Consider the following 24,986-nt stretch of genomic DNA (forward strand, 5'->3'; position numbering starts at 1 on the left):
CGCTCCGACGGTCGACCATGCCGCAGTTACTCAGTGTAGAAGCCTGGCCCGGCCTGCGTATAGACGCAGCGGGGCGGTTTTACCGCAGCTCAGCGGATGGGGAAGTCGAAGAAGGTCGTCGGGAACGGTTCGTCCTTCAGGGTGAAGTGCCACCACTCTTCCGCCAGGTTGGTGAACCCGTGTTCGGTCATCAGCTCGGTCAGCAGCGTGCGGACGGCGCGCTGGGTGCCGCCGACGGCCGGGTTCGCGGTGTGCGCCGCGGGGTCGAAGCAGTCGTAGCCGGTGCCGAAATCGAGCATGTTGTCGTGGAACCGCTGGTCGACGGGGAGGAAGCATTCGCGCAGCGGATCGCCGTCGCGATAGGGCTCCGGATCGGTCGCGGGCAGCGCGACGATCGCGAGATCCAGCGTGCTGCCGCGACTGTGCCCGGACTTCTCGGCAATGTAGCCGTCGCGGAACAGGTTCGCCTTGTCGACGGTCGGGTAGAACTCTTTCTTCATCTTCACGTCACCGAGATCCTTTGCCCAAGCGACGAATTGGTCGACGGCCCGCTGCGGTCGATAACAGTCATAGGTTTTGAGCGTCAGGTTCATCGGCCGCAACTCCTGCTGCACCTGCGCAAGCGCGCTCGCCGCCTGCTTGGTCAGTAGGCAGCGCGGAGCCTCATACCCGGCCACCCGAGTCCCGAGGAAGTTGTGGTCGCCGAAGTAACGAGCGTCGACCAGAATCGTCGGATCGAGATCGGTCACGGAAACGAACGCCGTCGCATCGGCCACCGGCGTACTCGGCGCGGGCGCATCAGGGCGCGAATCCCCACATGCCGCGACCGTGACAACCACCACACAGGCCAGCATCGACGAGCCGACACGCCGCAACGACAGCACCGAATTCATCGCTCTCCTCGCGAATCAGGCATGGACTTGTGCAAATTATCGGGTCGGGTTCCGAAGCGGGACTGTTTCGGCGGATACTGGGGCGGTGACGCTGGGCGAAGAGGTAGCACCGGAGGCGGTGAGCGCGATGGAGGAGACCATCGGGTTCGACGCGTGCGCGGAGCCGGGCTGGTTCCGATTCTGGTTTGCCGACCAGCGGTGGGAATGGTCCGACGAGCTCGCGGCGATGTACGGCTATGCGCCAGGCGAGGTGAAACCGACGACTGACCTGCTGTTGTCGCACAAGCATCCCGATGACCGGGAGCATGTCGCCGGCTGCATCGCCGCGGCGGCGGAGACCGGACAGCCGTTCTGCGGCAGGCACCGGATCGTCGACACCAAGGGCGAGGTGCGTGAGGTGGTCGTGGTCGGTGATCTGTTCGCCGAGGACGACGGCTCGGTGATCGGGACCTCCGGCTACTACGTCGACGTCAGCGAACGGCTCGAGGAGCAGCGGCAGGAGGTGCTCGAGGAGGTCCTGCCGGAGGTGATCGAGGCGCGCGCCGTGATCGAGCAGGCCAAGGGCGCGTTGATCCTCGCCTACGGGGTGAACGCGGAGCAGGCGTTCCGGGTGCTGCGCTGGCGCTCCCAGGAGACCAACACCAAGCTGCGCGACCTCGCCGCTCAGTTCGTCGACGAGCTCAGGATGCTCAGCAAGGAGTCCGCCGGGTTCCGCACTCGGTTCGATCACCTGCTGCTGACCGTGCACGAACGCGTCGACGGTTCCTGATTCACCGGTAGGCGGGCAGCCCGCCGGTCGCCAGCGCGAGCAGCAGCGGCAACGAGACGAGCGTCAGGCACGTGACGGCATTGGTCCATTTGTAGGCGACCACGATCGCGACGAACTCCCGCAGAATCGCGCTCGGCAGATAGTAGAAGGCGGTGCGCGCGCCGGTCACCTCCGCGTCCAGCTTCAGCCTGCGCGCCAGAATCGCCGTGCGCAGAATGTGAAAGTTGCTGGTGACCAACACCATTCGGGTGGTTGTGCCGCGCTCGCCGAGCAGCCGCTTGATGAACAGCAGGTTCTCCCGCGTCGTGGTCGACCGTTCCTCCCGCGCCACGCTCTGCTCGGGAATGCCGCGGGCCTGGAGATAATCCGCCATCGCGGCGGCCTCCGACACCGCCTCGTCGGAGCCCTTACCGCCACTGGTGATGATCACCGGACGGCGGCCTTCCGCCAGTTCCGCCCAGTAGATCTGGGCCGCCCGGTCCAGGCGGCCTGCGAGCAGCGGCGATACCCGCGCGCCGACCAGGCCCGAGCCGTGCACGACGATCGCATCCATGCCCGGCCGATATGGCAACCACCCGTAGAGCAGCGAATACAACACGAAACTGGTGAACACGAACCCGAAGTAGCTCACCGCCAGCGCCAGCGACGCCAACAGCACCGAGCGCAGGCTGCCGGTCGCGATGGCGACGCCGAGCAGCACATAGGGCACCAGCAGCACGATCCCCGGCCCGATCGAGAGCAGGTTCGCGATCCGCAGCCCCTCGCGACGCACCATCTGCATACCGTTGGCGATCAACAGCCCGGCCAGCACCAGCACCACCAGTGGCGACAGCACCACCAGCAGTCCGACCAGCGCGAGGGTCAGGTCGGCGTTGTCGCCCGAGCCGATCGCCCACACACCGAGCACCGCCACGCCTAGCAGCAGATAGACCCCGTTGCTCAGCCGTCGCCGGTCCAGATGGAACCGCAATGCGAAGACGCCTAACAGAACCAAGCCGACGGTGAGCAGGATCACCCGCGCACCGTAGCCCTCGGGTTGCGGCCGATCGCATCGGGGCCGGGGTTAGTGCACCGCCTGCTGCGTGAATGTCCGATACGTCCCAACAGGTTTCGCGCGGATCCGAATCGAATCGTCGGGATCAGCGCTGGTCAGAGTTCAAGGGTTGGGCTTGCGGGGATGCGCGATGCGCAGCAGATAGTCGACCTTGGCGCGCAGTTCCGGCGGAGCGAGGTCTAGTGAGGGCAGTTCGGCGATCAGTTGCGCGGCCAGCGCGCGCAGCTTGACGTTGGTGGCCTGGGAGCGACGCCGCAACATGCCGAACGCCTGCTCGGCGTCGACGCCGTAGACCAGCATCAGCGCGCCCTTGGCCTGCTCGATCACGGCCCGAGCCGCTAGGAGATCGGGAGAGGCGCGCCCGAGGGACGGTTGGCCGCGTTCCTCGAAAACATCGCTCATACCGGGGGACTACCCAGCGAATCGATTGTTATGGGGCAGTTGGCAAACCTGCCGGTCCGGGTCCAGGACTGGTCGGTCTGCTAAGACTCGATGCGGTCCAGCAGCCAGCCGGGACCGACGGTGCCCGCGCCGAGCGCTTCGACGCGCTCCCGCAATCCACGATCCGCCGTCACGACGGTGATCGATCGCGCGCTGTCCCGCTCGACGGCCGCCGTCACCACCTCGACGATCGCATCATCCCCGGACCCGTCCGCCAATACCACCCACACCCCCTCGACCTCCGGATCCGCTGCTTTCGCCTTCCCCTCCAGCACGACAACCACCTCGGCGGGCTGCTCCAGACGCTCCGCCAACCGGGTCAGCTGCTCGAGTAATCTGCGAGCCGCACCAGCGCGATCACGCCACCATCCATTCGGCCGTGACCCGACGACATTCGCGGCATCCACCACGATCAGCTGAACCCCGGCATCCGGCACGCGTCCAGTCTCCTCTCGGCTCATCGACGCGGTCGCGACCGGTGCGGGTGTTCCCGCGCTGGCCGCCCGATTGCTCGCCGGTCAGACGTCCACGGTGGACATGGCCTGACTCGATTCCGCGTCGGCGATGGCTTCGTGCAGGTTCTTGATGACGCCACGGGCAAGCGCGTAATTGCCGACGCCGCCGACCACCGCGCCGATGCCCGCCGGGATCACCTTGCCGAACGCGAGCGCGCCGCGTTTGACGATGAACTGCACGACGAACCGTTTGATCGGGGAGTCGTTCATGCGCCGGATGACCGGCAGCCTGTTGGCCAACTTGGTATCCCACTGCTTTGCCGAGCGCCCCGCGGCACCGAGCGACTCGATTCCCGCCTGGCCGAGCACGACCGCCGAAACAAGTAGCGGGCCCGGCGCTGCCGCCGTGCGCCCCGAAACCTGCTTCGCGCCAACGGCATACACCGTGGACGCCTCCAGGAAGAACAGCGTGTCCGCCCCGGCCGCCGCCAACCCTACGAGGGTGCCCACCCCGGGAACCGCCGCGGTCAACCCGACCACCACACCACTGGCGGTGACCACGATCGAGTAATGCCGCCCGAGCCGGTCGACGAGCTGCTCCGGCGATTCACCGGGATGCCGACCGCGGACGAACCCCGTGTACTTGCCCACCAGCGGCGCCTGCACCCGCGCCGACCTGTCGATCAACGAGACGACACCCTTGTCGAGGAACTTCCGCAGCATTGCCAACAGCCCTTCCAGTAGGTCACAACCCATCACGACAACACTCGATCGCCGACCACCCAGTCGACCCGCCCGAGCCTACGGTTGTCACGCCGCGTCACCGGTGATACCCACCACCGCGGGGCCGAACCACCAACCCAGCAACCTTTGGGGGGCCGAGCAGTCGGCCGCCCCGCCGTCGGTTGCCCGCTCTCGGTCAGTTCGAGGCGGCCCGTTCGATGATGGCGTCCCGGTAATAGGCGAGTTCGTGCAGCGTCTTGCGGTCGGCTTCGGGCATGGTCGTGGCGAGTTCGCGCCGCGCGGCCAGCGTTGCGGCAGGCAGGTGTGCTCCGGACGCGCATTCGCCGTCGGCGACCGCGGTCGCGATTTCTCGCTCTCGGAAATCGCTTGCGCCGGTGTCGGTCTCGGACTGCAGCGCGTGCCAGGCCTGTTCCGGCGTCTGATATTGATAGCCCTTGGCGGCCATGCACGACCGCCATTCGGTGCGAGCCGCGCGAAACACGGGTCTGGTGTCGAGCTGTGCGGCCATCCTGTTGTAAAAGAATTCGGGGATATAGGTCAGTTGGGCCCATCGTGCGAGGTCACCGGCCAGTTGAGTGCGGCTCGCCGCCTCGCAGCCTTGGTCGGGCACGGTGACCTGCGTGCCGTCGGGTAGGTCGATCGTGCGTCCGGTATCGGGCGGCCCGAGCAATGCGGTGTGGAATCGGCGTTGCTGTTCCGGCGGCAGGTTGTCGACGTAGCTGTCCGCCTGGGTCGCCGGCGGCGCGGGTTTGCTGCCCGAGATGCCGTAGCCGTTGGCCCGGCGGCCGGGTAGGTCGATGACGGCGTCGTCGTCGGCGACGGGTGGTGGCGGGGCCTGGTCGACCGGATAGTCGAACCCTTGGTCGGCGAGGCAGGTTCGGTTCAGCTGTGCGACAGCGGAATTCAGGATTCGCTGGGTGGCGGGCCAGGTGCCGGAGAAGGTGACCAGATCCAACTCCGACCGACTGAGCGTGCCGGAGAACGGCGGTGGCGGTGGCAACTGGCGCGGCGAAAGAGTTGCCGGTGCGTTGGCTGCGCACGCTGACAGAACTGTCAGCGACAGTGCGAACAGCAACGGGCGCAAGGAAATCGAACGTATCGATGACATCAGTTCACCTCGGTAGGTCGAGCAGCCGGCGGTAGCTGTCGATCCGCCGGCTGCCGAGGACCGGAGTCCGGCTACGGGTTGCACCACTTGTTGGAGCTGATGTTTCGCGCGAAGCCGTCGTGTACCCACCCGCTGATGTCGGGCACGCTGTCACCCATGCCCAAACTGTGTCTGATGCCCGAGTAGTTGAATCCGGTGTACATATAGACCGTGCACTGCGTGCCACGGTTCTTGATCGAGTTGATGCAGTCGTTCCAGGTTCCGGAAGCGCAGGCCGATTGCGGGAATCTTCTGAAGTCCGGGTTGTTGCCCTCCACCTTGCCGCGAGGCCCTTGGTAGTTGTTGTACGCCCAGAAACAGAAAGACCCCGCTGGGCATGATGAGTCGGCCAGCTCGGCCGCACCCGGGTCGGCCTGAGCGACTGGGGCCAGTGCTGAGAACAGTGCAACTGCTCCCGCCGCTAAAGCGATCTGCAACTTCATCGATCTCTCCTTCTCTTACTTCTTATGCGATTGCGGAAAACAAGAAGACCGTTTGTCCCGCCCATTGCCAGAGAATTGCGGCCGGTCGGCCGGCTCGACTGGAGACCAACTGGGGATCGACGCCTATGTCGACCGAGCGCTGTTGTGGCACAGTCGATTCCGTCTGAACGAGGTGGTGTGAACTTTCTTCTTCCGGCTGGCACAATTCTCATTGCTCGGCCGCAGCGCGCGCAATGGTTTCAGCTCAGCCTGAATAGTGAGACGGGGTAGGAATGCTGCGGATACTGTGCTCGGCCGACGATCTGCTTCGGGTATCCATCGCCGAGCAGCCTGCGCCGCTGGCGGAGTTGACGATCGCGATGTCGATGATGCAGCGCAAGGATTCGCATCCGGTCTTCGCGCCGTGGCGGCGGCACATGGCGCGCAGGCTGCCTGCACAGGTGCGCCCGCTGCTGCAACTGGTGTCGCCACTCGGCGCGGGTCCGTGTTTCATCGACCCGCCGAGCCCCGGGATCGGCGAGGGCCTCGATCAGGTGATGTCGAGTTCGCGCGCCACGGTCCGGGCCGAGTTGACGCGGATGTCCGGGATCGATCGTCCGCCTACGCCATGGCTCCGTCTGCTTGCCGACCAGGATCGCGAGGCCTGGCAGGACCTGCAGCGGGCCCTGCAGGCCGCGCACGCAACCCTCCTCGCCGAGCAGTGGCCCCGGCTGCGGTCCGCCTTCTACGCGGAAACCGCATGGCGTGCCCGAATCCTCGCCCAACACGGATTACAGACCGCGCTAACCAGTTTGGGCCTGTCCATCCGATTGCAGGGACTCACCCTCGAGGCCAACTTCCCGCGTGACCTCACGATCCCCTTGACCGGGCAGGGCATCATCCTGTGCCCCACCCTGTTGTGGACCGACCACCTGCTCCCAGCGCCATATCCCGACGGCAGGCTCTTGCTGATCTACCCCGCCGCGACCCCGCTGCCACTGATCGACAGCACAGAGTCGACCCACCCACTAACCGCTCTGCTCGGCACCACTCGCGCGCGAACCCTCCAACTGGCAGTCCGCCAGCACACCACCAGCGAACTAGCCCGCAACCTCGGCCTCAGCCTCGCCGCCGCGTCCATGCAAGCCAAGGCACTCCGCGAAGCGGGCCTGATCACTTCCCAGCGCGACGGCAAAGCCGTCTGGCACCAATGCACCCCGCTGGGGTTGGACCTGCTCGTCGCCAGCGGTTGAGCGATCTGCGCCGCACGCATGCGGTCGGGACTGCCGACTAGCGTTTGCTGGTATGGCGCGTACTCGGCTCTATCGCAACGGTGTGCTCGAAGCGGAGAACTTTCCGCTGACGGAGATCTCGGACTATCTCACCGATACGACCGCGACGGTCTGGCTGGACATGTGCTCCCCGAATGCGGAGGACCTGGCGAAGATCAGTGAAGAGTTGAGTCTGCATCGGCTCGCGGTGGAGGACGCGGTCAATGAGCACCAACGGCCCAAGCTCGATCGTTATGACACCCATAGTTTCCTGACCGCGTACACCGTGCGGCTCGACGCTGCCAGCGGCGTACTGGAGAAGTCGGAGCTCGCCGCGTTCATTACCGAGCGGGCGCTGGTCACGGTGCGCAAAAGTGAGGACTTCGATATCGACGAGGTGGTGCGGCGGTGGGACGCCGCGTCCGAGCTGGCCGAGAGCGGGGTGGGGTTCCTGGTTCACGGCTTGCTGGACTACGTCGTCGACAGCCACTTCGACGCGGTGCAGTCGTTGGACGAGCAGATCGAAGCGCTCGAGGATCTCGTCTTCGACGACCACGGTGACTATCGCGAATTGCAAAGGCGTTCACTGCGTTTACGCAAGAGCCTGGTCATGCTGCGCCGGGTGGTGCTACCGATGCGGGAACTCGCGAACGCCCTGATGCGCCCCGACCTGCACGTCGTCGACGACACGATGATGCCCTACTACCAGGACGTCTACGACCACATTCTCCGTGCCGCCGAATGGACCGAATCCCTCCGTGATCTGGTCACCACCATCCGCGAAACCCAGCTGACGCTGCAGGGCAATCGCCTCAACTCGATCATGAAGAAGGTCACCAGCTGGGCCGCGATCATCGCCGTCCCCACCGCGATCACCGGCTTCTACGGCCAGAACGTCCCCTACCCCGGCTTCGCGAATGTCTGGGGCTTCTGGGCATCCACCCTCGTCATCATCGTCATCTCCGCCACCCTGTACGTCCTGTTCAAACGCCGCGACTGGCTCTGACCGCAACGCAGGCGTCGCCGCGGGGCCGAACCGTGCGTCGCGGCCGGACATCGGGTCGGCGCGGAGCAGCTCGCCCGCTCGCACCATCCGGTCGATCATGCCGTCCGAGGGAATTCCGGCCAGGAAGCAGTGACGTGCGCCCTCCAGCCGGCCGTGCGCGACGGCCACCTGCAACAGCTCGCGGGAGTGGTGCGCGAACTGCCTGGCTCGCATGCCGCCGTTGGCTGCCATGTCCGCGGCGCGCGCCAGCCAGCTCTCGAAACTGGGATACGGATAGTGCAGGATCATCGGCGCGACGAGAGTTGTGCTGGCACCGGCGAATCCGTCGAATGTGTGCCGGTCCACCGGCGTGACGTCCGGGCCGAGCCGGACCGCGCTGCGCACGGCCGGGGCGTCCAGGAAGGGGGACCGGCCGCAGATCCGGAAGACTGTGCACGCCTGGAACGGATCGGTCACCGGAGCCCGCACCGGCACGGCCTCGTGGCCGATGAACCTCACCTGCCCGGCGCCGCGCAGCTGCCAGTCGCGGCGTCCGTCGGTGTAGAACAATTCGTCGATACCCAACGGGAGCAGCCACGCCATCCCGACGGCGCGAGCTGCCGTGACGGCGGCGGCGATATTGGCGGTCTCCTGAGCCGCGGCATCGGCGTTGTCGGCTGCGGTGTTGTCACACAACACAACTGGCATCCCGACGGTCAGCTCGTCGACGGTCGCCCGGACACCCGGATCGTCGGTGTAGACGATGATCAGCTCCACCCGCACCGAGTGGTAGTGGAACCAGGCCGCCAGGTCCGGACGCTGCCGGTCGAGGGTGACGCAGATCGCGGTCGGTTGATCGGTCGGCGGTCGGTTGGTCGCGGGCACCCCATGATGGACTCGCTTCGACAGGTCGTAGATCTGGTGTCGCACCAGATAATCGCGGTATTCCTGAAAGGGATTCACCCCGGTCGCGTGCGCCGCGGTGAGGTTCGGGCCGCCCACCGGCCTGGTATGCCGGACGGTGACCGCGTCGATGATGGCGAGCGCGCGGGTGTCCCTGGCCAGCAGCGGCCAGTGGTAGTCCAGGCCCCAGCCGGTCTGGGTGGCGTCGAAGGTCGGCAGGCAGCGAGCCAGGAACTCGCGGGTGAAACAGGGCGCCATGATCTCGACGAAATTCGTGTACCGCACGGTGTATCGGCGGTCGACCAGGGTGATCTCGTGGCTGAAGTAGCTGTCCTCGGTGAGGGCGGGCTGCGCCAGCGCGACGCGGTAGCGTGCGCAGTGCGCGAACAGGTCGTTGATACCGGCGGTGTCGGTGTCCAGGTCGTCGTCGGGCAGCCAGACGTAGTCGTAGTGGTCGATCACCTCGGCCAGGTCCACGGTCAGCACCCGGTGCAGCGCAGGCCATTTCGGGCCTTTCCGGTCCAGCCTGGTCACGTCGTCGGTGCGGTACCGGTCCGGATCGTCACCGAAATAGCTGACCACCAGGTCCCAGGTGCGTGGTTCGGGTCCGGCCAGCCAGCGCTCGTGCAGCGAGGCGTCGCCCGCGCGCAGGATCACCAGGTTCCGGCGGCTCGACCCGGCCATTACGCGGCGTACCACCCTTCGCCCCACAGGCTCTCCAGGCGTTCGAAATAGGCCTCGTACTGCGGGCCGATGACGTCGGTCGAGAATTTCGCGATCGCGTAGTCGCGGATGCCCTGGTAATCGAGTTTGTCGACGGCATCGGCGGCGTCGCAGAATTCACGCAGATCGCGGCAGCGGAAACCGTGCACGCCCTGCTGCACCGTTTCGGTGAACACGCCCCAATCGGTGGTGATGACCGGGGTACCGCAGAGCATCGCCTCGGCGTGCACACCGCCGAAAGGTTCCAGATACAGCGACGGCACGAAAACGGCACGGGCACGGCTCATCAGCTCACCGCGCCGGACATGGTCCACCACACCGACGTATTCGGCGTCCGCCGGCTGCGGCACCGTCCCGGCACCGGCGACGACGAGCTTTACCCCCAGCCGCCGGCAGGTGTCGATGGCGATCTGGATGCCCTTCGCCTCGACCAGCCTGCCGACGTAGAGGAAGTAGTCGTCCTTCTCGGCGGAGAACGGAAAGTCTTCCACCTCATAGTAATTCGGGATCACCGCGTCGTAGAACCGGCCGCGTGCGCTCATCACACCGGGTACGGTGCTTTGCGAGCCGTAGACGGAGTGCATCCAGGCGTAGCTCTCGAAGACGCGGTAGTTGGCGAATACTCCGCTGTAGCCGATGCCGAACTCGACGGTCATGAGCTCGGGGAAGGTGTCCGCGATCGGCTTCTGGCAGCAGCCGCCGAGCACGCCGATGAAATCCCGGTCCTGCTTGCGTTTGGCGATCTCGGTGATGGCGCGCTCGTTGGAGGTCAGCCAGTGCGGCGCGTGCTGGTCCCAGGAGAGGTTGAGCGGCTCGGCGTACGGATCGTTGCCGCCGAACCAATCGGCCTGTTCGTCCTTCGTCACGATGGTGACGAATTCGGTGCACTCCGCGTCGTTCTCCTCGCCGCCGTACAGGAACACCTCGTGGCCCAGTCGCGTCATCATGGTGGCGAAGCGCCGGTTCTTCTGGGTGTAGGCGCACGGCTGGTAGTACTTGGTGGTCTGGGTGTTGGGCAGGTTGACGATGTGGAAACGCATGGGAGAGGCTCGCGTTCGAGTCGCAGGGATAGGGGAGAGGGTCGTTCGGTGGCCGGTTCTCAGCGGTCGATGATGGGGCGCACGGACAGTGGATCCTCGCCGACGGCCTCCTCGAGGTGTTCCTTGCCGTCGAGATAGGACGCGCGTTTGCGTTCCTTCTGTTGACCGGCCTGCGCTCCGCCCATGCCGCCCATGGGCATACCGCCCATCGGCATGCCGCCCATCGGCATCGCCGCCGCCTCCGCGATACCGGCCCGGGGGACAACGGTTTCCGTCGTCACCGCCCCGGTGCCGCCTTTACCCGCCCGGGGAAACAGCTTGTCCTCGGCGGGATTCTTCATCGGGTTCGGCCCGAGCGCGCCGCCGGGCGACGAGCCGCCGCCGCCCGAACTCGCGGGCATGGTGAATCCGTACGGGCCGGAAGGGCCCGAGCCGAACATGTCCAACGGGCCGGACGGTAGCCAGGGGCCGGACGCGCCGGACGGTACGCCGGATGCCAACTGCTGCAGCATGTTCGACAGCTTCGACAGGGGGCCGGAGGCGGCGCTCAGCGGGTTCGCACCGAGGGCGGCCGGATTGAAGGCCGACGAGCCTGGGGGAGTGGCGGATTGGGGACTGCCGGTCGGCATGCCGCCGAGCGGGTTGGAGCTGCCGCCGCTGGATTTGCTTGCGCCGCCGCTGGGTTTGCTGCTGCCGCTGCTGCTGCCGCTGGGTTTGCTTGCGCCGCCGCTGGATCCGCCGCTTCCGCTGCCGGTGCCGCCGGTGCCCGTTCCACCGTTGTTGCCGCCTCCGCCGGTTCCTCCGCCCCCTGATCCGCCGCCGGTGCCGCCGCCCGTTCCGCCGCCGGGTCCGGTTCCGCTGCCGGTGCCGCCTGCGAGGGTGTTGACGTCGGGGAAGAGGGGGATCATGCCGGTGAGGATGTTGATGTCGTCTTTGTAGGTTTTGCCGCCGGTTCCATCCCAGAAAGCGCGGGGACCGGTGAGGTCGGTGACGGTGCCGCCGAATTTCCATTCCCATTGGCCGGTGCTGGTGTTGTATCCGACGCTGCTGGATTTGTTGTTGGTTCCGCCGTAGAAGAAGGTGCCTTCGCCGTGCGGGATGTTGGCCCAGATGTAGTAGTGGAGTTGGCGGGTGTGGGCGATGACGTTGGCCATGTCGAGCATGGCGGTATGCAGGGTCGAGCAGGCGGTGATGTAAGTGGTGAGGAAGCCTGATGCGGTATCGGCGCCTTCGCCCTGCCAATTGGCGAAGCTGGGTTGGACGGCGCTGACGAATTTCGTGTAGCAACGACTCCATTGATCGGCCAGCCATTGCCAATCGCTGGACAGGGTCTGGATCGGAGCGGCGCTGGTGACCACCATGGCGGCGATGTTGGCGAAGTCGGGTTCGATGAGGCTGGCGCTGTTCTCGATCGCCCCGCCGATCAGGCCTTTAGCCGCGGGATCGGTGGAAACCCCGGAACCGGCTCCGGTGGGAAAGGAAGGTCCGGTGGACCAGTTCCCGTAATTGATCGGCGCCGTGAACGGAGGCGGTGCGACCGTCATCGAGGTCCCGGTAGTGGGTGGGGTGAAGGCTTGCGCACTGGTCAATTCGTTCTGCGCGTAGGCCTTGGCCGCGGCGGTGAACGTGTAACCCATATCGGTGACGACGGCTCGGTGGTTCTGCAGCATCGGCACGATCTCATTTTTCGCCTTGCCCGCGAACGCATCGCACAGCAGTTGCATACTCAACCAGGTCGTCGACCGCTCCTGATTACCGGAGATGTATTTGGCGGTGAACAGGTTCGGATCTATCGTTTGAAAAGTACCGACGGCATCGGCCAAACCCATGATCGTCTGGATCATGTCGCCACAGGATCTACTGATCGCGCCCAGCGCGGCACTATTCACGTTCAGGAGCTTGAGTCGACCGCCGGCGGCACTGTTACGCAAGCCCGACCAATCGGTCTTGTCATTACCCGTCGCTCCCGACGCCATCGCACTCCTAGCCATCACCCGCCGCTGCCCAGGTACTTAACCATGGTGCGTTGTGGCTTTCGACCTCGGAATATCCGAAGCACCAAGTGGACATCCGTCGTTAACCGTGGCCCCGCGGCGTCGCGATACCCGAACTGGCGCGCTCGCAGCGGCTTTCCCGCGGCCGTTCGCGGGCATCTGCCCTGGTTGCGATCGTCGGCACCGGCGGAGGAACTCGGCCGAGCACGCTGCCGGTCCGTCCCCGTTCGTTCGTCCGGCTCGGTGAACAGTCGGTGTACGGATCGGTCGGTGGATCTGCTCGAATGTCGAGTTACGACCCCGAGTGCTAGAAACATGGCGCGACGCAATTTGGGGTAGATGGCTAGGAGTGCGATGACGTCGGGAGCGACGGGAAATGACAAGACCGACTGGTCCGGCCTGAAGAAAAGTGCCGACGGTGGTCGGCTCAAGCTCCTGAATGTGAATAGTGCCGATCTGACCGCGATCAGCAAATCCTGTGAGGACATGATCCAGACGATCATGAATCTGGTCAAGGCCATCGGCAGTTTCCAGACGATGGACCCGACCCTGTTCACCAGAGAATTCAAAACCTCCGATGGCGCGCACTCCAGGTCGACGAACTGGTGGAGCATGCAGCTGCTGTTCAGCACATTCGGCGAAAAGGCGAATGCGATCGTCCCCATGCTGCAGAATCACCAGGCGGTTGTCACCGACATGGGTTACACGTTCACGGCCGCGGCCAAGGCCTACGCGCAAAATGAGCTGACCAGCGCGAAAATGTTTACCCCGCCTACGACGGCGACCTCGATAGCGATCACGCCGCCCGCGTTCACGGCACCGGTCAATTACGGTAACTGGGCGACCGGCCCCTCGTTTCCCACGGGGGCGGGTTCCGGGGTTTCCGGCGATCCCAGCGCGCCAGGCCTGATCGGCGGGGCGATCGAGAACAGCGCGAGCCTCATCGAGCCCGATTTCGCCAACATCGCCGCCATCGTCGAGGCCATCGGCGGTCCGACACAGACCCTGTCCACTGATTGGCAATGGCTGGCCGACCAATGGAGTGGTTGTTACACGAAATTCGTCAGTGTCGTCCGACCCAAATTCTCGAACTGGCAGGGTGAGGGCGCCGACACCGCGTCGGGTTTCATCACTACCTACATCACCGCGTGCGCGACGCTGCACACCGCCATGGTCGACATGGCCGACATCATCGCCCACACCAGGCAACTCCACTACTACGTCTGGGCGAACATTCCGCACTCGGGCGGCGGCAGCTACTGGTACGCGGGCAGCGGCAAGAACAACAACCTGTCCAGCAGCGTCGAATTCAACACCACCAATAACCAGTGGCAATGGAAACTCGACGGTAGCGTCAAGGATTTGGCAGGTCCCCGAGCTTTTTGGGACGGGTCCGGCGGCAAAACCTATAAAGACGATATGACCATCCTCGCCAAGATGATCCCGCTTTTCCCCGACGTCAACACCCTGGCCGGCGCCAACGGCGGCTCCGGTGGAGGCGGAACCGGAGGCGGCACGGGCGGCGGCTCCGGCGGCGGCGGAACCGGAGGTGGCGGCAACGACAACGGCGGCTCCGGCGGCGGCGCAACCGGCGGCAGCGGCGGTGGCAGCAGCAAAGGCAGCGGTGGCGGCAGCGGCGGCGGTAGCGGCAGCGGTGGTGGCAGCGGTAGCGGATCCGGTAGCGGCAGCGGTGGTAGCAGCGGTGGCGGATCCAACAGCGGCAGTGGACATTCCGGTGCCAGTGGTCAGCATGGCGGCTCCGGCCACTCCGGCGCACCGGGCACCGGCCCCTCGGGAGCCACCGGACCCGGGCAGTCCGGCCCGTTCGGCAGCGGAGCCAGCGGCGGTAGTGGCATGTCCGGCGCGGATCTGCTCAGTCTCTTTTCCGAAGTGCTGCAGCTCATCTCGTCGGGCATCCCGATGTTGCAACAGCTGGGCGCCCAGCTCGCCGCCCAGCTCGGGCCGGGCCTGCAGGCACTGGCCAAGGCAGTCCAGGACGGTGCGATGACCGTGCAGCAGGCCACGAAAGAAGCTGCCGACCGTATCGCGGCGGGGCTGGAAGATGTGCGGGATCGGTTCCTCCCACCCGGTCCCACCGGCCCGCACGTCGAGTCTCGTTCGCTACTCCCCGGGGTCTTCGCGGTGGACCCGCTGCCCACCGGGCCCGGCCGGGCCATCGCGCCGGAGCCTGCGGTCTTCACCGATTTCACGGTCACGACGACCGATGGGCAGCCGGTTGCCGGTGCCGAGGCGGGCAGGCCCGCCGGTGTCGAAGTGAAAGGACAGCAGTAATGGCACGCACCTGGCGGTTGACCGGCCTGGAGTATCTGGTGCTGCGGGAGCGGCTCGTCGGTCGTCAGCAGAACTGGCCGATGAACTATTACTCCGACATTCGCGGCTACTACGACTTCCAGTTCCGCAAGGCCCGGGTCTGGGGCGAACTGCAGGGCAGGTGGGAACCCGAACTCGCTGCGGCACTGGTGCAGTCGCTCGATGCGGAACTCCGGATGGCGGTGCACGTCTACAACCGTGGCGCGCCTGCGGATCTCGCGGGTCGGATGGTGCTGGCAGGCAAGCGGTTCGGCGATCGCGCGCTGCTCATCCATGGACGTAACACCCACACCGTGGACAGTCACGACGACATCGAGATCACCGTGTGCGATGCCACCGCGCTGACCCGCCTGATAGTCGACAAGTTGCCGCCGATGGCGGCGGGCTCGCTGCCACGGGTCGAGTTGCTAGGGCAGCACCAAGAGGAGACGGTCGACCATTGGCACGGCCGCAGCTCGGTCTACGACGACGATCACACAGTCGACAGCCACTGCAGGCAGTGGCAGGCGGCGCCGAAAGGCACCGTCGGCCGCATCGTGATGACGCAGGGCCACTCCAAGTTCGGGCCGAGCGGCAAGGTCACCAAGCAGATCTTCTGGGAGGAGCACGTCGGTGACGGCGGCTACGTCATCGACCTGAATCCGACGCCGGCCGCGGTCGCGACCGATACCGAGGGTCTGCGCGCGCTGATCGACCGGCAGTGTGGCGAACTGTTGCTGGTCGGCCAGGACGAATCCGGTCGCGGGGTCGACCGGGAAAGTGTCTACGACGACGCCTGGTGAGCAGCGTAAGTCGGTGCGGCGGAAAGGAAGTGGTGAGCAGCGGTGACCAGGTCCAGTGATCGGCTGAAGTCCGACGTGGCGCAGGTGCTCGACGATGTCGGGCAGCTGATCGCCGGAATGGCGGGTGCGCGGCAGCGGCTGCAGGCGTTGACGGCGTCGGCCGAGACCGAGCGCGGGCGGGTCCTCGTGGTGGTCGACGCCTCCGGCGCCGTCACCGAGGTCAGCTTCGCCGACGATGTCGATGATCTGGACTACAAGCAGCTCGCCCGGGCCGTCGTCGCGGCGGCGCAGCAGGCGGCGGCGCAGGTCAAGCGCCGGTCCGACGCGATCATGGCGCCCCTGCACGCGGCGCAGGCGCGGCTGCCGCAGCTGTCGGATCTGGTGGTCTGGATGCCGCGGCAGGACGGGATCCCGCAGCCGCCGCCCGCCCTGCTGACGCCGCCGGGTGATCGGGTGGCGACCGACCTGTTCGATATCGAGCGTGACGGTCCGACGCCGGTGCCGCACGGTGCCGGTGACACGGCCGATTCGGCCGCGGTTTCCGGTATTTCAGCCGTCGCGGACCAGGCCGCCGAGATCATCCGGTTGCAGGATCTTCGCGCGAAGCTCGTCGCGACCGGCACCGCCGAAGGACGCCGCGTCAGCGCCGCGGTGAACGCCGACTGCATCCTGATCGATCTCAAATTCTCCACTGGCATAGGCGATCTCGACTATGACGAGATCGCGGAGGCCATCGCCGAGGCAGCACGCCAGGCGGTGTCCGCGGTGGCGCGGATGGCCACGGCGCTGTTCGCGCCGATCGCCGCCGACCGCACCGGATTCCCTGGCCCGGCGGCGATACTGACCGGTGTCGAGCAGCTTCGAGACCAATTGCGCTGACGCGCAATGTAATTCATACATCAGCACCTTGGAGTGGTGGACATGGCACTTGATCCGGATATCTCAGACAACACGAAGTGGGCGGGTTTGCCGGGCGAGGCCGCCAATGGGCATCTGTCGCTGCAGCCGGGGACAGCCGAGAAGTGCGCCAAGCACGTCGAGGAAATGCTCAATGTGATTGTCGGCGTGCATACTTGGATTGTTTCGAACTTCATGCGGGCGAGTCCGCCCATCGCGAGCACCAATTCGGGTACGGCACTGTACAACAGGTACAACCAGAAGATCGGGACCGAACTGACCGAACGGATGGACCGGCACCGCACCATCCTCACCGACATGGGCAACACGTTCGTCGCGGCGGCCAAGAACTATCAAACGACCGAGCACGACAACACCGTGACCTTCCAGAGCAACCAGCCGGGAAGGCCGCCGAGCGGATCGCCGAAGCCTGGGGCGATACCAAAGCATCCGCGCAAGAACAGTTCTCAGTCCACCACATACGACCCGTTGGACGCCGTTCCCGAGCAGGGATCTCAGTTCAGCTGGTCGCAGCTGTACACCATCGGCAACTCGATCAATCCACAGGCCGTCGCCGACGCCGCCGGGGTCTGGTACTGGTTGTCCAAGACCCTGGACACCGGGTTCACCACCCTGCGATCCAATATCTATTCGGCGGGGGTCGATTGGCAGGGTGCGGGAGCACAGTCCGCGACGGAGGCCACCGGCCAGTATGTCGGCGCGTCGCTCCAATTGACCGGCGACATGAACCTGCTCGGTGACAACATGCTGAACACCTCGGGCTGGCTGCAGCAGACCAAGCAGAACGCCACACCGCCGACCCCCGACCTGCCGTCGTCGCCCAATGCGGCCGAACAGTATCGACTCCAAATTCAACTGTTCCACTACCAGGCCAATTTCCAGACCTACTACACCACCAATTTCCCGACCACGGCCAGCACCATCGTGGCGCTGCCGCAGCCCAACCAGGTGGCCGAGGTGCCCCCGCTCGACAGCCCCGACCCCGAAGGGGAGCAGGGCCCACCGGCACACGAACCGGACACCAACGGCGAACCGGGATCGGACGGTGACAATCCGGGTGAGGGTGATCCGGGTGGTAGCGAGCCGGGCGGCAATGAACCCGGTGGCAACAAACCGGGCGGTAGCCATCCGGGCGGCACGGAGCCGGGCGGTAGCGAACCGGGTGGCAACGAACCCGGGGGCAGCAATCCAGGTGGTAGTAACCCCGGTGGCAGTCAGCCGGGCGGTAACAACCCCGGCAAACCGGCGCCGACCGAGCACCTGCCGACCGGTGTGCTGCCATCGACGACCAACAAGCCCGGCGCGCTGTCGGTCACCTCGCCGGGCCGTCCGCCGCTGGGGTTGAATTCGTCGATCGGAACGGGCGGCGGACGTGGCCCACTCGGTGGGATCGGCGGCAAGAGCGTCGTCGGCAAGGGTTTGCTGACGGCGGAGGAATTGCTCGCGCGGGAGTCGAAACTGTTTCCGCGCGCGAGCATTGCGCCGAAGGAGGTCCCGCTCGGCCGGTCCGGTCCGGTCGGTGGCCGCGAGCCCGGCTTTCCGATCGGCGGTGCTCCCGGCGCGCGCCGGGACGAGGAGAAGCAGAAGAAGCGTTCAGAACTGCTGAACTCCACCGAGCATCTCGACGAGGCGCTCGGCACGCCCGGCCGCGGTGTCCGGCCGGTGCTGGAGCGGTGATCCGCACCTGGCAGGTCACCGATGTCGAGCTGATCGTATTGTGGCACCGGCTGTTCACCGATCGGCTACCGCTGCCGTTGTTCGCGCTGTCTCGCGGCGCCGACGGCGCCGAGTGGGAGCAATTGGCCGCCGATGCTCGTAACAGCCTGTGTGCCAAGGAAGACGGGGTGCTGCACGGTGCGCTCGACCGGGTGGCGCGTGCCGACATCCAGGTGGGGGTGTACGCCTTCGATCCGCGGAACCCGGACGATCCGTGCGCCGCGATACGGATGCTGGGCGCGCAGCAGGGCTCGATGGCCACCCTGATCCGTCAGCTGCCCGGCGAAACCCGCTGGCACAGTTCTGGATTCATGATCTCCCTGATGGCGGCGGAGGGGCTGGCGCGGCGGCTGGCGGCGGCCCTTCCGGCCTGCGGCGCGGGGCGGCTACCGGACATCCCGCTGGTGTTCGTACCGGACGACGACACCGATCATCAGTACGGTCGGTCGCTGGTGTACGACAGCGATCTGGATGCCGAACGCCGCAGCGCGGCCTGGCTGGAGCATCCGGTCGAACGCGACGGGCTGATCGAAACCAGCTTGGGCAGTTCGATCTTCGGCCCCAGAGGGGTTACCGCGCACCGTATTTCCTGGCGCGATCTGGTCGGTGACGGCCGCTACGCCATCGCCGAGTCCGGCGCTCCGGTCGCCACGGCGGTGGATGCCCGGCGGCTGGCGGCGATGATCACCGCCGACATCACGAAGGTGTCGCAAACTTTGGAGGATGAGCGCTGTGTCTGAGCGGTTCGGGATCGTGCACGAGACCGGTGTTTTCGAAGGCGCCGATGACGACGGCACGGACCGGTGCGATGAAGACACCGGGGCCGCGGACCATTCGGCCGAATCGTCGAGCGGGGACCTCGATCCTGAAGTGGCCGAGAAAGACTCGGAGTTCGCCGCCTATTCGGTGGGCGAGGCCTCGCTGCGCGGCGGCGAGATCGTAGTGACCGCAACCGATTCCGGAATTCCGCTGTCGGTGCGGGTCACCCAGGCCCAGTTGCGCCGCGATCCGAACGATCTCGGCGACGATGTGCTGCGGTTGTGCCGGCTGGCGGCCGATCGCGCGGGCCTGAGCCGCCGAACCTATCTGGCCGAACTCGGATTCGATGAACGGACGATGAACTTGCTCGGCCTGCCGACACCGGCGGCGGTGGAACGCTCGGAACTGGTCGACGAGGCCGAACGTAGTTACGAGCCACGCAGCTGGCTGGAGCAGGATGGGGACCAGTGGTGACCGACTTCGCCGCGCTCGAGGCCGCCGCCAGGGCGCGGCTGACTCGGATGCAACAACTGTCCGATGAGCTGGCTGCCGTGCGGGTCGCCCACACGCACGACAGCGGGGCGATCACCATTACTGTCGACGGTGCCGCGAGATTACTGGATCTCCGTGTCTCCGAGGCGGTTTCGCAGCTCTCGCCGGCCGAGTTCGAGCGCGCCGTGGTGGCCACCGCCGGGGCGGCCGCGCAGCGGGCGCTCGGCCTGCGCGCCACGCTGATCGAAGATTTCAACGGCCAGGTGAACGAATAGCATCGGTGCTCGCGCGGCCCAGCCGGTTTCGGCGGTGGGCACCTGAATCGCCCTCGGCGCAACTGCGCAGGACAGCACAATCGAGCCTGCTCCGCCCGCTGATCAGGGCAATCGACAGCCAGGTGAACAGTAGGCGCGGCATCCGCGCAGAACTTGCCGATCGTCAGCGGCTCAATAGATTTCACCGGGAACCGTGTAGGTATCGAGTTCGTAATAACAGCCCTAGGAGCTACCGCGATGAACGTCCTCCATGTGCAGCCGGAGACCTTCCGACACTACGGCGACATTTCTGCGGCCATGGCAGCGACGGTCGCACTCGTAGGGGCCGCCGATCAGGCCGCCGGGGTGGCGGCCGTAGTGCCCGTGTTCGGGTTGATCGGCCAGGAGTTCCTCGCCAGTTTCGCCTACGCCCAGGCCAACCACCTCGGCTCGGTGACGGAACTGGCCGAGATCTTCAGTACCACCGCGGCGAACTCGCACACCGCGGCCGCGGCCTACGAGCAGGCCGACCAGCACAGCGCCGACACCTTCGTCGTCCCGTCGGTCACCGAGTGATGGCTACCACCGAAACAGCAACGGACCCTTTGCATCCCACGGTCCTCGACGCCCTGCGCAACACTCCGGTCGGGCCGATGCTCGGCCAGCCGGTCGAGCAGGTGCTGGCCGGACTCGGACTGCCCGCGTTTCCGCAACTGCCCGCGCTCGCGCCGTTGCCGGGCCTGCCGGTGTTGCCGCCGCTGGACGTGGCCGCCCTCGCCAAGCCGATCACCGATCTGTTCAGTGGTTTCGGCGACGGCAATCTCGGCGGCAGCGGGGCGGTCAATCCGCAGACCTTGCTGACCAACGTGATTCAGGCCGTCCAGACGGCGATGCAGTGGGCCTCGCAGGGTATCCAGCTGCTGCAATCGCTGGAGGGTGCGGGCCCGCGCTCTGCCGCCACCTCGGCGGCCACCGCGCAGCTCACCTCGGGCGCGCTGACCCAGCAGGCCGGGCAGATGCACCTGTCGATGGGCGCGGCCGCCGGCACCGTGGCCACCGGATACGCCCAGATGGGCGCGGTGGCAGCGCGATTCGCGCTCACCACCGCCGCGCTCGGTGTCACGCTGGCCACCCCGGCGGGGCAGGTGGCGCTGCTGGCCTCCGCGCTGGAGGCCGCCACCGAGGCGCTCGCGATCACCGCCACCACCAAGGCGCACCTGATCGCGCACTCGGGGCACATGAGCGCCACCGGGCAGAAGGTGCCGACGCACCACCTGAGCCGCGCGAGCCTGAATTCCGCGACCTCGTCGGCTAAAGGGGTTCCGGCGAAGCTGGCGCCGAGGGTGGGCACGCACGTCAAGACCGCGAAACCGGCCACCGCGGCGGCTGCGACCGCGCCGAACAAGTCGATCGAATCGCAACTGACGCAACTGATTTCGCAGCTACAACAGGTAGTGCAGCCGCTGCTTTCCACCGCGCGCCAGCTCGGTCACGAACCGAGCCCGGTCCCGAGCGGACCGGTGCTGCGCACGCCGGCCGGACCGACCCCCGGCACCGAATCGCGGGGAGCCGCGCTCCAAGCCGTCGGAATCGTCGGTGGCGCAACCAGTCTCGCGTCCGCGCCGCTCGGTCAATGGCAGTCGCAGATCGCGTTCGCGACGCCGGTGCCCGCGGTGACCACGGCATCGGTGGTGCCGGGAGCAGCGGTGACGATGACCGAAGAGGCGATGCCACCGATCCTGCCCGCCACCGGGGCGCTGCTCGGCGCCAACCGGGCGGGCGCCGCCAACGGCACCGACGCGGCGCTGGTCACCGCCCGTCACGGCGACGAACTGGTGGGCGGGGAGCCCGCCGACACCACCACACCGGTCATCGGTGACCACATGACCAGCGGCCCCGACACCCCGTTCAACCCGTAAGGAGCACACCATGAGTCACGTCGCGATAGATCATGAACTGGCCCGGCTGGCGGCCGGCCGGCTCGACAGCCTGGCCGATGGTCTCGAGGGCGGTATGCAGGATTCCTACGCCACGCTGCGCCCGGCCGCCGCCGGTCTGGATCCCGTGTCGATCCGGACAGCTCAGACCTTCAGCGAGGTCGGCGGATCGTTCCGGGAGTCGTATCTGAGCGGGGTGCGCGAACTGCGCAAGATCGCCGCGAACCTGCGCTCGCACGCGGATCTGGCCGAGGGCGCCGAGAGCAGCAACGCCCAGTTGTTCCACCTCTGACGCACCACGGGTGCGCGTACGCACCGAGACAAGGATGGACGCGATGGCCGAACCGGCCCAGCACGGATTCACCGGCACGGTGTGGGATGCCGTCCCGGCCGAGCAGCTCGCGCACGAGCTGACCACGGGGCCGGGCGTCGTCCCGATGGCCGAGGCGGGCTTCGCCTACACCGCGCTGTCCGCGCGGCTCAGCGACGCGGCGATGGAATACCACAGCATCCTGTCCGTCGTCGGCAACGCCTGGGGCTCGCACTCCAGCCAGGACGCGCTGGCCCAGCTGGCCCAGCTCGGTGCCTGGCTGGACGCGAGCGCCGCGGCCGCTCGGAGCAACGCGGCGACCGGTGCGCAGCAGGCGGCCGCCTACGAGATCGCGCAGCTCACCATGCCGCACGTCGCCGAGGTGTCGCAGGCGCTGCACACGGCCGAGGATCTGATCAAGGGCAGCCTGCTCGGCGGACCGCTGGCCGGGGTGCTGGACTCGGCCGAGCAGCAGCTCGACGCGCTGCGCGAACAAGCCGCCCAGGTGATGCGCACGTACGAGGCGGCGAGCGAGCAGCTGGCGACGCCGTGGCAGCCGGATCCGGCACCCGCGGTCTCCGACGGTGCCGCGCTGCTCGCCGAGGAAGAGTCGCCCACCGCCGCTACGCCGTCGCAGGATCCCGCGGCGAGCACCTCGGTGACGCAGCCCGCGCTGCAGATGCCGCAGGGCCTGGATCTGTCCGCGCTGGACCTCACCCCGGTGCCGACCGTGCCGGTCGGGTCCGAGCCGATGCTGCTGCCCCCGGTGCTGTCGCCCGCCGTGACGATGGCATCGGCGCCGACCCCGGCGACCGTGCAGCTCGCCACCCAGCCCATGGCGGCCGCGCCGCCGATCCTGCCGCCGGTCGCGGACAGTCGAACCCAGGCCCAGGCGCCGGTGTCTCGTGCGGTGGCCGCCGAGGCCGACGACCTCGGTGACTCGATTCTGGTCGAGGCCGGATTCGCCACCGCGCCAGCGGTATTGGGCAGAACGGTCGACCACCGTCCGGTGCCGACGGTCACTGCGGAGGACTGATGGGTACCGCTTGTTCCCGTTCGGCGGCGAGGCACGGATGACGACACTGACCAGCGACGGCTTCCTGGCCGTCGCCGACGCACTCGGCGTGCAGACCTTCCCGACCGTGCTCGCGCTGCACCCGAGCCATCGCGACCACGACCGGCTCGACGCGGCCAGGGCGGGCACGGTCGCCGAGCTGCTCGATCGTGGTGTGCTCGACGCCGGCGGCGACGTGCTCGACGATGAGCTGACCGCCGCGCTGCGCACCCTCGCGCGCCCGGATCGCGCGCTGATCATGCGAATCCGTCGCGACGGCAAGCTGATTCGGCTCTGCCTGGCGCGCCGCGGCCTCGACCACGCGGTCGCGGTCCGTACCGGCGACGAGCTGGAGGTGCGCACGGTGTGGGGCGACGAGGATCCCGTCGCGCTGGCCGCCCCGCTGCTCGCCACGCTCGGCCGGTGCCAGCCCGCCGACATCGCGACATTGAGCGCCCCGACCGCCGAACTGCGCCAGCGATTCGACGACGCCGGTTCGGATTATGCGGCGGTCGCCTACGGCCTCGGCATGCCGGAGGCGGCGGCGATCACCCTCGGAATGGTGCTGCGGCACTGTCATTCGGTTGCCGAGCTGGTCTGCTACAGCTACCGGGACGGCAGCGCCGTCCGGTCCGCCGCCACCGCCGCGGTCTACGACACGGCGGACGGGCGCGTCATCGGCGGCGGCAGTGTCGCAGCGGACGGACAGGCTTGGACCACCTTCGCCCCTGGCAGCGATCGCCGGTTGGCACACGTGATCGCCGCGCAAATCGAGTCGCTGCCGGAAGGCAGGTGGATGCCCTAATCAATAGATCGGAACGGCCGTCGGCGACATGTGATCCCGGCCTGTTCAAGAATTATTCATCTGCAACCCCCTTATTCACTCAGGAGGCTTTCCATGTCCGGAGCACCAACAACCAGTATTGATCCCCAGGCGTTCAAAACCGCGCAGAGCAATTACGCGGCGGTGATTCCCGCGATCCGGAAGATCGCCGGGAATCTCGACGGCACCGTACAAGGCGCGAAGTCCGGTTGGCAGGGTCAGGCGTATGTGGCTTTCTGTAAATTCGCCGACGATCTGCACGCCCAGATCATCAAGTTGAACGGTGACCTGAACGCGGTGTCGGATGCCCTGGATCAGGGCCAGAAGGTCATCGCCAACACCGAATACGACAACGCGGAAAGCTTCACCAGCCTCGGCACCAAATTCACCTGATGCACCGCGCCCCCGTTCGTACTCGATAAGAAAGGCATTCTGATGACCGATTCCCCCATGGTGTACAACGCCGGTGCGATGTCCGCACTGGTCGCCGACCTGCGCACCTACCAGCAGCAATTGCAGGGCCAGCACAACGATGCCGAGGAGCAGCGCAAGGTGCTGGACGCGAACTGGCAGGGCCAGGGCAACGTCAGCTTCGACGCCAAGCACAAGACGCTGATGGACGACCTGACCCAGCTCACCGAGACCGTGCTGAAGCACGCGATCGACGGCGTGCAGGCCGCCTCCGACCATGCCTTCACCACCGACGGCAAGGTAGCCGCCACCTTCGAGTAGCTCGCCTATCCGCGACGCGGGCCCGGTACCCCCGAGG

General features: G+C 66.8%; 26 protein-coding genes and 1 pseudogene. 17 read left to right on the top strand and 10 right to left on the bottom strand.

Going from position 1 to position 24,986, the window contains the following annotated elements; genetic code table 11:
• Positions 1–89: 89 nt before the first annotated feature.
• Entirely contained in the window at positions 90–893 is an 804-nt protein-coding gene (locus ABZ942_RS40615) for a M15 family metallopeptidase (protein ID WP_357391590.1), read from the bottom strand.
• 85 nt (positions 894–978) lie between these two features.
• On the opposite strand from ABZ942_RS40615, the gene ABZ942_RS40620 reads away from it, so the two are divergent.
• On the top strand, positions 979–1,662 hold the full coding sequence (locus tag ABZ942_RS40620) for a PAS and ANTAR domain-containing protein (RefSeq protein WP_357391591.1): 684 nt from the start codon (positions 979–981) through the stop codon (positions 1,660–1,662).
• A 1-nt stretch (position 1,663) separates the two neighbouring features.
• Here ABZ942_RS40620 and ABZ942_RS40625 read toward each other — a convergent pair whose 3' ends face one another.
• The 6 genes from ABZ942_RS40625 to ABZ942_RS40650 form a co-directional block, all read right to left on the bottom strand.
• Positions 1,664–2,677, bottom strand: coding sequence for a YdcF family protein (locus ABZ942_RS40625; protein WP_357391592.1), 1,014 nt, complete (start codon positions 2,675–2,677; stop codon positions 1,664–1,666).
• 141 nt (positions 2,678–2,818) lie between these two features.
• Positions 2,819–3,118, bottom strand: coding sequence for an ANTAR domain-containing protein (locus ABZ942_RS40630; RefSeq protein ID WP_357391593.1), 300 nt, complete (start codon positions 3,116–3,118; stop codon positions 2,819–2,821).
• A gap of 80 nt (positions 3,119–3,198) precedes the next feature.
• Entirely contained in the window at positions 3,199–3,594 is a 396-nt protein-coding gene (locus tag ABZ942_RS40635) for a hypothetical protein (RefSeq protein WP_357391594.1), read from the bottom strand.
• Positions 3,595–3,675: 81 nt separating this feature from the next.
• On the bottom strand, positions 3,676–4,368 hold the full coding sequence (locus ABZ942_RS40640; protein WP_357391595.1) for a hypothetical protein: 693 nt from the start codon (positions 4,366–4,368) through the stop codon (positions 3,676–3,678).
• Between the two features lie 163 nt (positions 4,369–4,531).
• A complete protein-coding gene (locus ABZ942_RS40645) occupies positions 4,532–5,464 on the bottom strand; it encodes a hypothetical protein (protein WP_357391596.1) in 933 nt (310 codons plus the stop codon).
• Positions 5,465–5,535: 71 nt separating this feature from the next.
• The gene (locus tag ABZ942_RS40650) at positions 5,536–5,946 is read right to left on the bottom strand and encodes a peptidase inhibitor family I36 protein (protein ID WP_357391597.1); all 411 of its coding nucleotides are present in this window, start codon (positions 5,944–5,946) and stop codon (positions 5,536–5,538) included.
• Between the two features lie 272 nt (positions 5,947–6,218).
• On the opposite strand from ABZ942_RS40650, the gene ABZ942_RS40655 reads away from it, so the two are divergent.
• The gene (locus ABZ942_RS40655) at positions 6,219–7,178 is read left to right on the top strand and encodes a winged helix-turn-helix domain-containing protein (RefSeq protein WP_357391598.1); all 960 of its coding nucleotides are present in this window, start codon (positions 6,219–6,221) and stop codon (positions 7,176–7,178) included.
• Positions 7,179–7,230: 52 nt separating this feature from the next.
• The gene (locus ABZ942_RS40660) at positions 7,231–8,202 is read left to right on the top strand and encodes a magnesium transporter CorA family protein (protein ID WP_357391599.1); all 972 of its coding nucleotides are present in this window, start codon (positions 7,231–7,233) and stop codon (positions 8,200–8,202) included.
• 996 nt (positions 8,203–9,198) lie between these two features.
• On the opposite strand, the pseudogene ABZ942_RS40665 reads toward ABZ942_RS40660, so the two are convergent.
• The 3 genes and pseudogenes from ABZ942_RS40665 to ABZ942_RS40675 form a co-directional block, all read right to left on the bottom strand.
• Positions 9,199–9,768, bottom strand: a pseudogene (locus ABZ942_RS40665) (DUF707 domain-containing protein); the annotation flags it as partial.
• On the bottom strand, positions 9,768–10,847 hold the full coding sequence (locus ABZ942_RS40670; RefSeq protein WP_357391600.1) for a glycosyltransferase: 1,080 nt from the start codon (positions 10,845–10,847) through the stop codon (positions 9,768–9,770). The gene ABZ942_RS40670 and the pseudogene ABZ942_RS40665, both read right to left, overlap by 1 nt.
• A 59-nt stretch (positions 10,848–10,906) precedes the next feature.
• Entirely contained in the window at positions 10,907–12,823 is a 1,917-nt protein-coding gene (locus ABZ942_RS40675; protein ID WP_357391601.1) for a hypothetical protein, read from the bottom strand.
• A 372-nt stretch (positions 12,824–13,195) separates the two neighbouring features.
• Here ABZ942_RS40675 and ABZ942_RS40680 point away from each other — a divergent pair, with 372 nt between their 5' ends.
• From ABZ942_RS40680 to ABZ942_RS40745, 14 genes are all read left to right on the top strand, one after another.
• Positions 13,196–15,133: a hypothetical protein gene (locus ABZ942_RS40680; protein WP_357391602.1), complete on the top strand. Its 1,938-nt coding sequence runs from the start codon at positions 13,196–13,198 to the stop codon at positions 15,131–15,133.
• Positions 15,133–15,954 carry an ESX secretion-associated protein EspG gene (locus tag ABZ942_RS40685; RefSeq protein ID WP_357391603.1) on the top strand — a complete coding sequence of 274 codons (822 nt, stop codon included), beginning with the start codon at positions 15,133–15,135 and terminating at the stop codon, positions 15,952–15,954. Before ABZ942_RS40680 ends, ABZ942_RS40685 begins: the two co-directional genes overlap by 1 nt.
• A 42-nt stretch (positions 15,955–15,996) precedes the next feature.
• Positions 15,997–16,833 (top strand): YbaB/EbfC family nucleoid-associated protein, encoded by an 837-nt coding sequence (locus ABZ942_RS40690; protein ID WP_357391604.1) that lies wholly within the window; start codon positions 15,997–15,999, stop codon positions 16,831–16,833.
• Positions 16,834–16,875: 42 nt separating this feature from the next.
• Positions 16,876–18,549: a hypothetical protein gene (locus tag ABZ942_RS40695; RefSeq protein ID WP_357391605.1), complete on the top strand. Its 1,674-nt coding sequence runs from the start codon at positions 16,876–16,878 to the stop codon at positions 18,547–18,549.
• Positions 18,546–19,328: an ESX secretion-associated protein EspG gene (locus ABZ942_RS40700; RefSeq protein WP_357391606.1), complete on the top strand. Its 783-nt coding sequence runs from the start codon at positions 18,546–18,548 to the stop codon at positions 19,326–19,328. The genes ABZ942_RS40695 and ABZ942_RS40700 overlap by 4 nt, the downstream gene beginning before the upstream one ends.
• A complete protein-coding gene (locus ABZ942_RS40705) occupies positions 19,312–19,821 on the top strand; it encodes a hypothetical protein (protein ID WP_357391607.1) in 510 nt (169 codons plus the stop codon). Before ABZ942_RS40700 ends, ABZ942_RS40705 begins: the two co-directional genes overlap by 17 nt.
• A complete protein-coding gene (locus ABZ942_RS40710) occupies positions 19,818–20,114 on the top strand; it encodes a YbaB/EbfC family nucleoid-associated protein (RefSeq protein ID WP_357391608.1) in 297 nt (98 codons plus the stop codon). The genes ABZ942_RS40705 and ABZ942_RS40710 overlap by 4 nt, the downstream gene beginning before the upstream one ends.
• 237 nt (positions 20,115–20,351) lie before the next feature.
• On the top strand, positions 20,352–20,669 hold the full coding sequence (locus ABZ942_RS40715; protein ID WP_357391609.1) for a type VII secretion target: 318 nt from the start codon (positions 20,352–20,354) through the stop codon (positions 20,667–20,669).
• Complete coding sequence (locus tag ABZ942_RS40720) at positions 20,669–22,012, top strand: hypothetical protein (protein WP_357391610.1); 1,344 nt, start codon at positions 20,669–20,671, stop codon at positions 22,010–22,012. The genes ABZ942_RS40715 and ABZ942_RS40720 overlap by 1 nt, the downstream gene beginning before the upstream one ends.
• A gap of 10 nt (positions 22,013–22,022) precedes the next feature.
• The gene (locus ABZ942_RS40725; protein WP_357391611.1) at positions 22,023–22,322 is read left to right on the top strand and encodes a PE family protein; all 300 of its coding nucleotides are present in this window, start codon (positions 22,023–22,025) and stop codon (positions 22,320–22,322) included.
• 43 nt (positions 22,323–22,365) lie between these two features.
• Positions 22,366–23,376, top strand: coding sequence for a PPE domain-containing protein (locus tag ABZ942_RS40730; protein ID WP_357391612.1), 1,011 nt, complete (start codon positions 22,366–22,368; stop codon positions 23,374–23,376).
• Between the two features lie 37 nt (positions 23,377–23,413).
• A complete protein-coding gene (locus ABZ942_RS40735; RefSeq protein ID WP_357391613.1) occupies positions 23,414–24,199 on the top strand; it encodes an ESX secretion-associated protein EspG in 786 nt (261 codons plus the stop codon).
• Positions 24,200–24,292: 93 nt separating this feature from the next.
• Positions 24,293–24,610, top strand: a complete 318-nt coding sequence (locus tag ABZ942_RS40740; RefSeq protein ID WP_357391614.1) for a WXG100 family type VII secretion target — start codon at positions 24,293–24,295, stop codon at positions 24,608–24,610.
• Between the two features lie 42 nt (positions 24,611–24,652).
• Positions 24,653–24,949 (top strand): WXG100 family type VII secretion target, encoded by a 297-nt coding sequence (locus ABZ942_RS40745; RefSeq protein WP_357391615.1) that lies wholly within the window; start codon positions 24,653–24,655, stop codon positions 24,947–24,949.
• Positions 24,950–24,986: the final 37 nt, after the last annotated feature.

This window comes from Nocardia sp. NPDC046473, from assembly GCF_040645995.1.
Classification (GTDB): domain Bacteria; phylum Actinomycetota; class Actinomycetes; order Mycobacteriales; family Mycobacteriaceae; genus Nocardia.

Coding starts and splice junctions, on each gene's coding strand:
- ABZ942_RS40615 (WP_357391590.1), bottom strand. CDS start 893: ATGAATTCGGTGCTGTCGTTGCGGCGTGTCGGCTCGTCGATGCTGGCC.
- ABZ942_RS40630 (WP_357391593.1), bottom strand. CDS start 3,118: ATGAGCGATGTTTTCGAGGAACGCGGCCAACCGTCCCTCGGGCGCGCC.
- ABZ942_RS40640 (WP_357391595.1), bottom strand. CDS start 4,368: ATGGGTTGTGACCTACTGGAAGGGCTGTTGGCAATGCTGCGGAAGTTC.
- ABZ942_RS40645 (WP_357391596.1), bottom strand. CDS start 5,464: ATGTCATCGATACGTTCGATTTCCTTGCGCCCGTTGCTGTTCGCACTG.
- ABZ942_RS40650 (WP_357391597.1), bottom strand. CDS start 5,946: ATGAAGTTGCAGATCGCTTTAGCGGCGGGAGCAGTTGCACTGTTCTCA.
- ABZ942_RS40655 (WP_357391598.1), top strand. CDS start 6,219: ATGCTGCGGATACTGTGCTCGGCCGACGATCTGCTTCGGGTATCCATC.
- ABZ942_RS40660 (WP_357391599.1), top strand. CDS start 7,231: ATGGCGCGTACTCGGCTCTATCGCAACGGTGTGCTCGAAGCGGAGAAC.
- ABZ942_RS40670 (WP_357391600.1), bottom strand. CDS start 10,847: ATGCGTTTCCACATCGTCAACCTGCCCAACACCCAGACCACCAAGTAC.
- ABZ942_RS40675 (WP_357391601.1), bottom strand. CDS start 12,823: ATGGCGTCGGGAGCGACGGGTAATGACAAGACCGATTGGTCGGGCTTG.
- ABZ942_RS40680 (WP_357391602.1), top strand. CDS start 13,196: ATGACGTCGGGAGCGACGGGAAATGACAAGACCGACTGGTCCGGCCTG.
- ABZ942_RS40685 (WP_357391603.1), top strand. CDS start 15,133: ATGGCACGCACCTGGCGGTTGACCGGCCTGGAGTATCTGGTGCTGCGG.
- ABZ942_RS40695 (WP_357391605.1), top strand. CDS start 16,876: ATGGCACTTGATCCGGATATCTCAGACAACACGAAGTGGGCGGGTTTG.
- ABZ942_RS40705 (WP_357391607.1), top strand. CDS start 19,312: ATGAGCGCTGTGTCTGAGCGGTTCGGGATCGTGCACGAGACCGGTGTT.
- ABZ942_RS40715 (WP_357391609.1), top strand. CDS start 20,352: ATGAACGTCCTCCATGTGCAGCCGGAGACCTTCCGACACTACGGCGAC.
- ABZ942_RS40720 (WP_357391610.1), top strand. CDS start 20,669: ATGGCTACCACCGAAACAGCAACGGACCCTTTGCATCCCACGGTCCTC.
- ABZ942_RS40725 (WP_357391611.1), top strand. CDS start 22,023: ATGAGTCACGTCGCGATAGATCATGAACTGGCCCGGCTGGCGGCCGGC.
- ABZ942_RS40730 (WP_357391612.1), top strand. CDS start 22,366: ATGGCCGAACCGGCCCAGCACGGATTCACCGGCACGGTGTGGGATGCC.
- ABZ942_RS40735 (WP_357391613.1), top strand. CDS start 23,414: ATGACGACACTGACCAGCGACGGCTTCCTGGCCGTCGCCGACGCACTC.
- ABZ942_RS40740 (WP_357391614.1), top strand. CDS start 24,293: ATGTCCGGAGCACCAACAACCAGTATTGATCCCCAGGCGTTCAAAACC.
- ABZ942_RS40745 (WP_357391615.1), top strand. CDS start 24,653: ATGACCGATTCCCCCATGGTGTACAACGCCGGTGCGATGTCCGCACTG.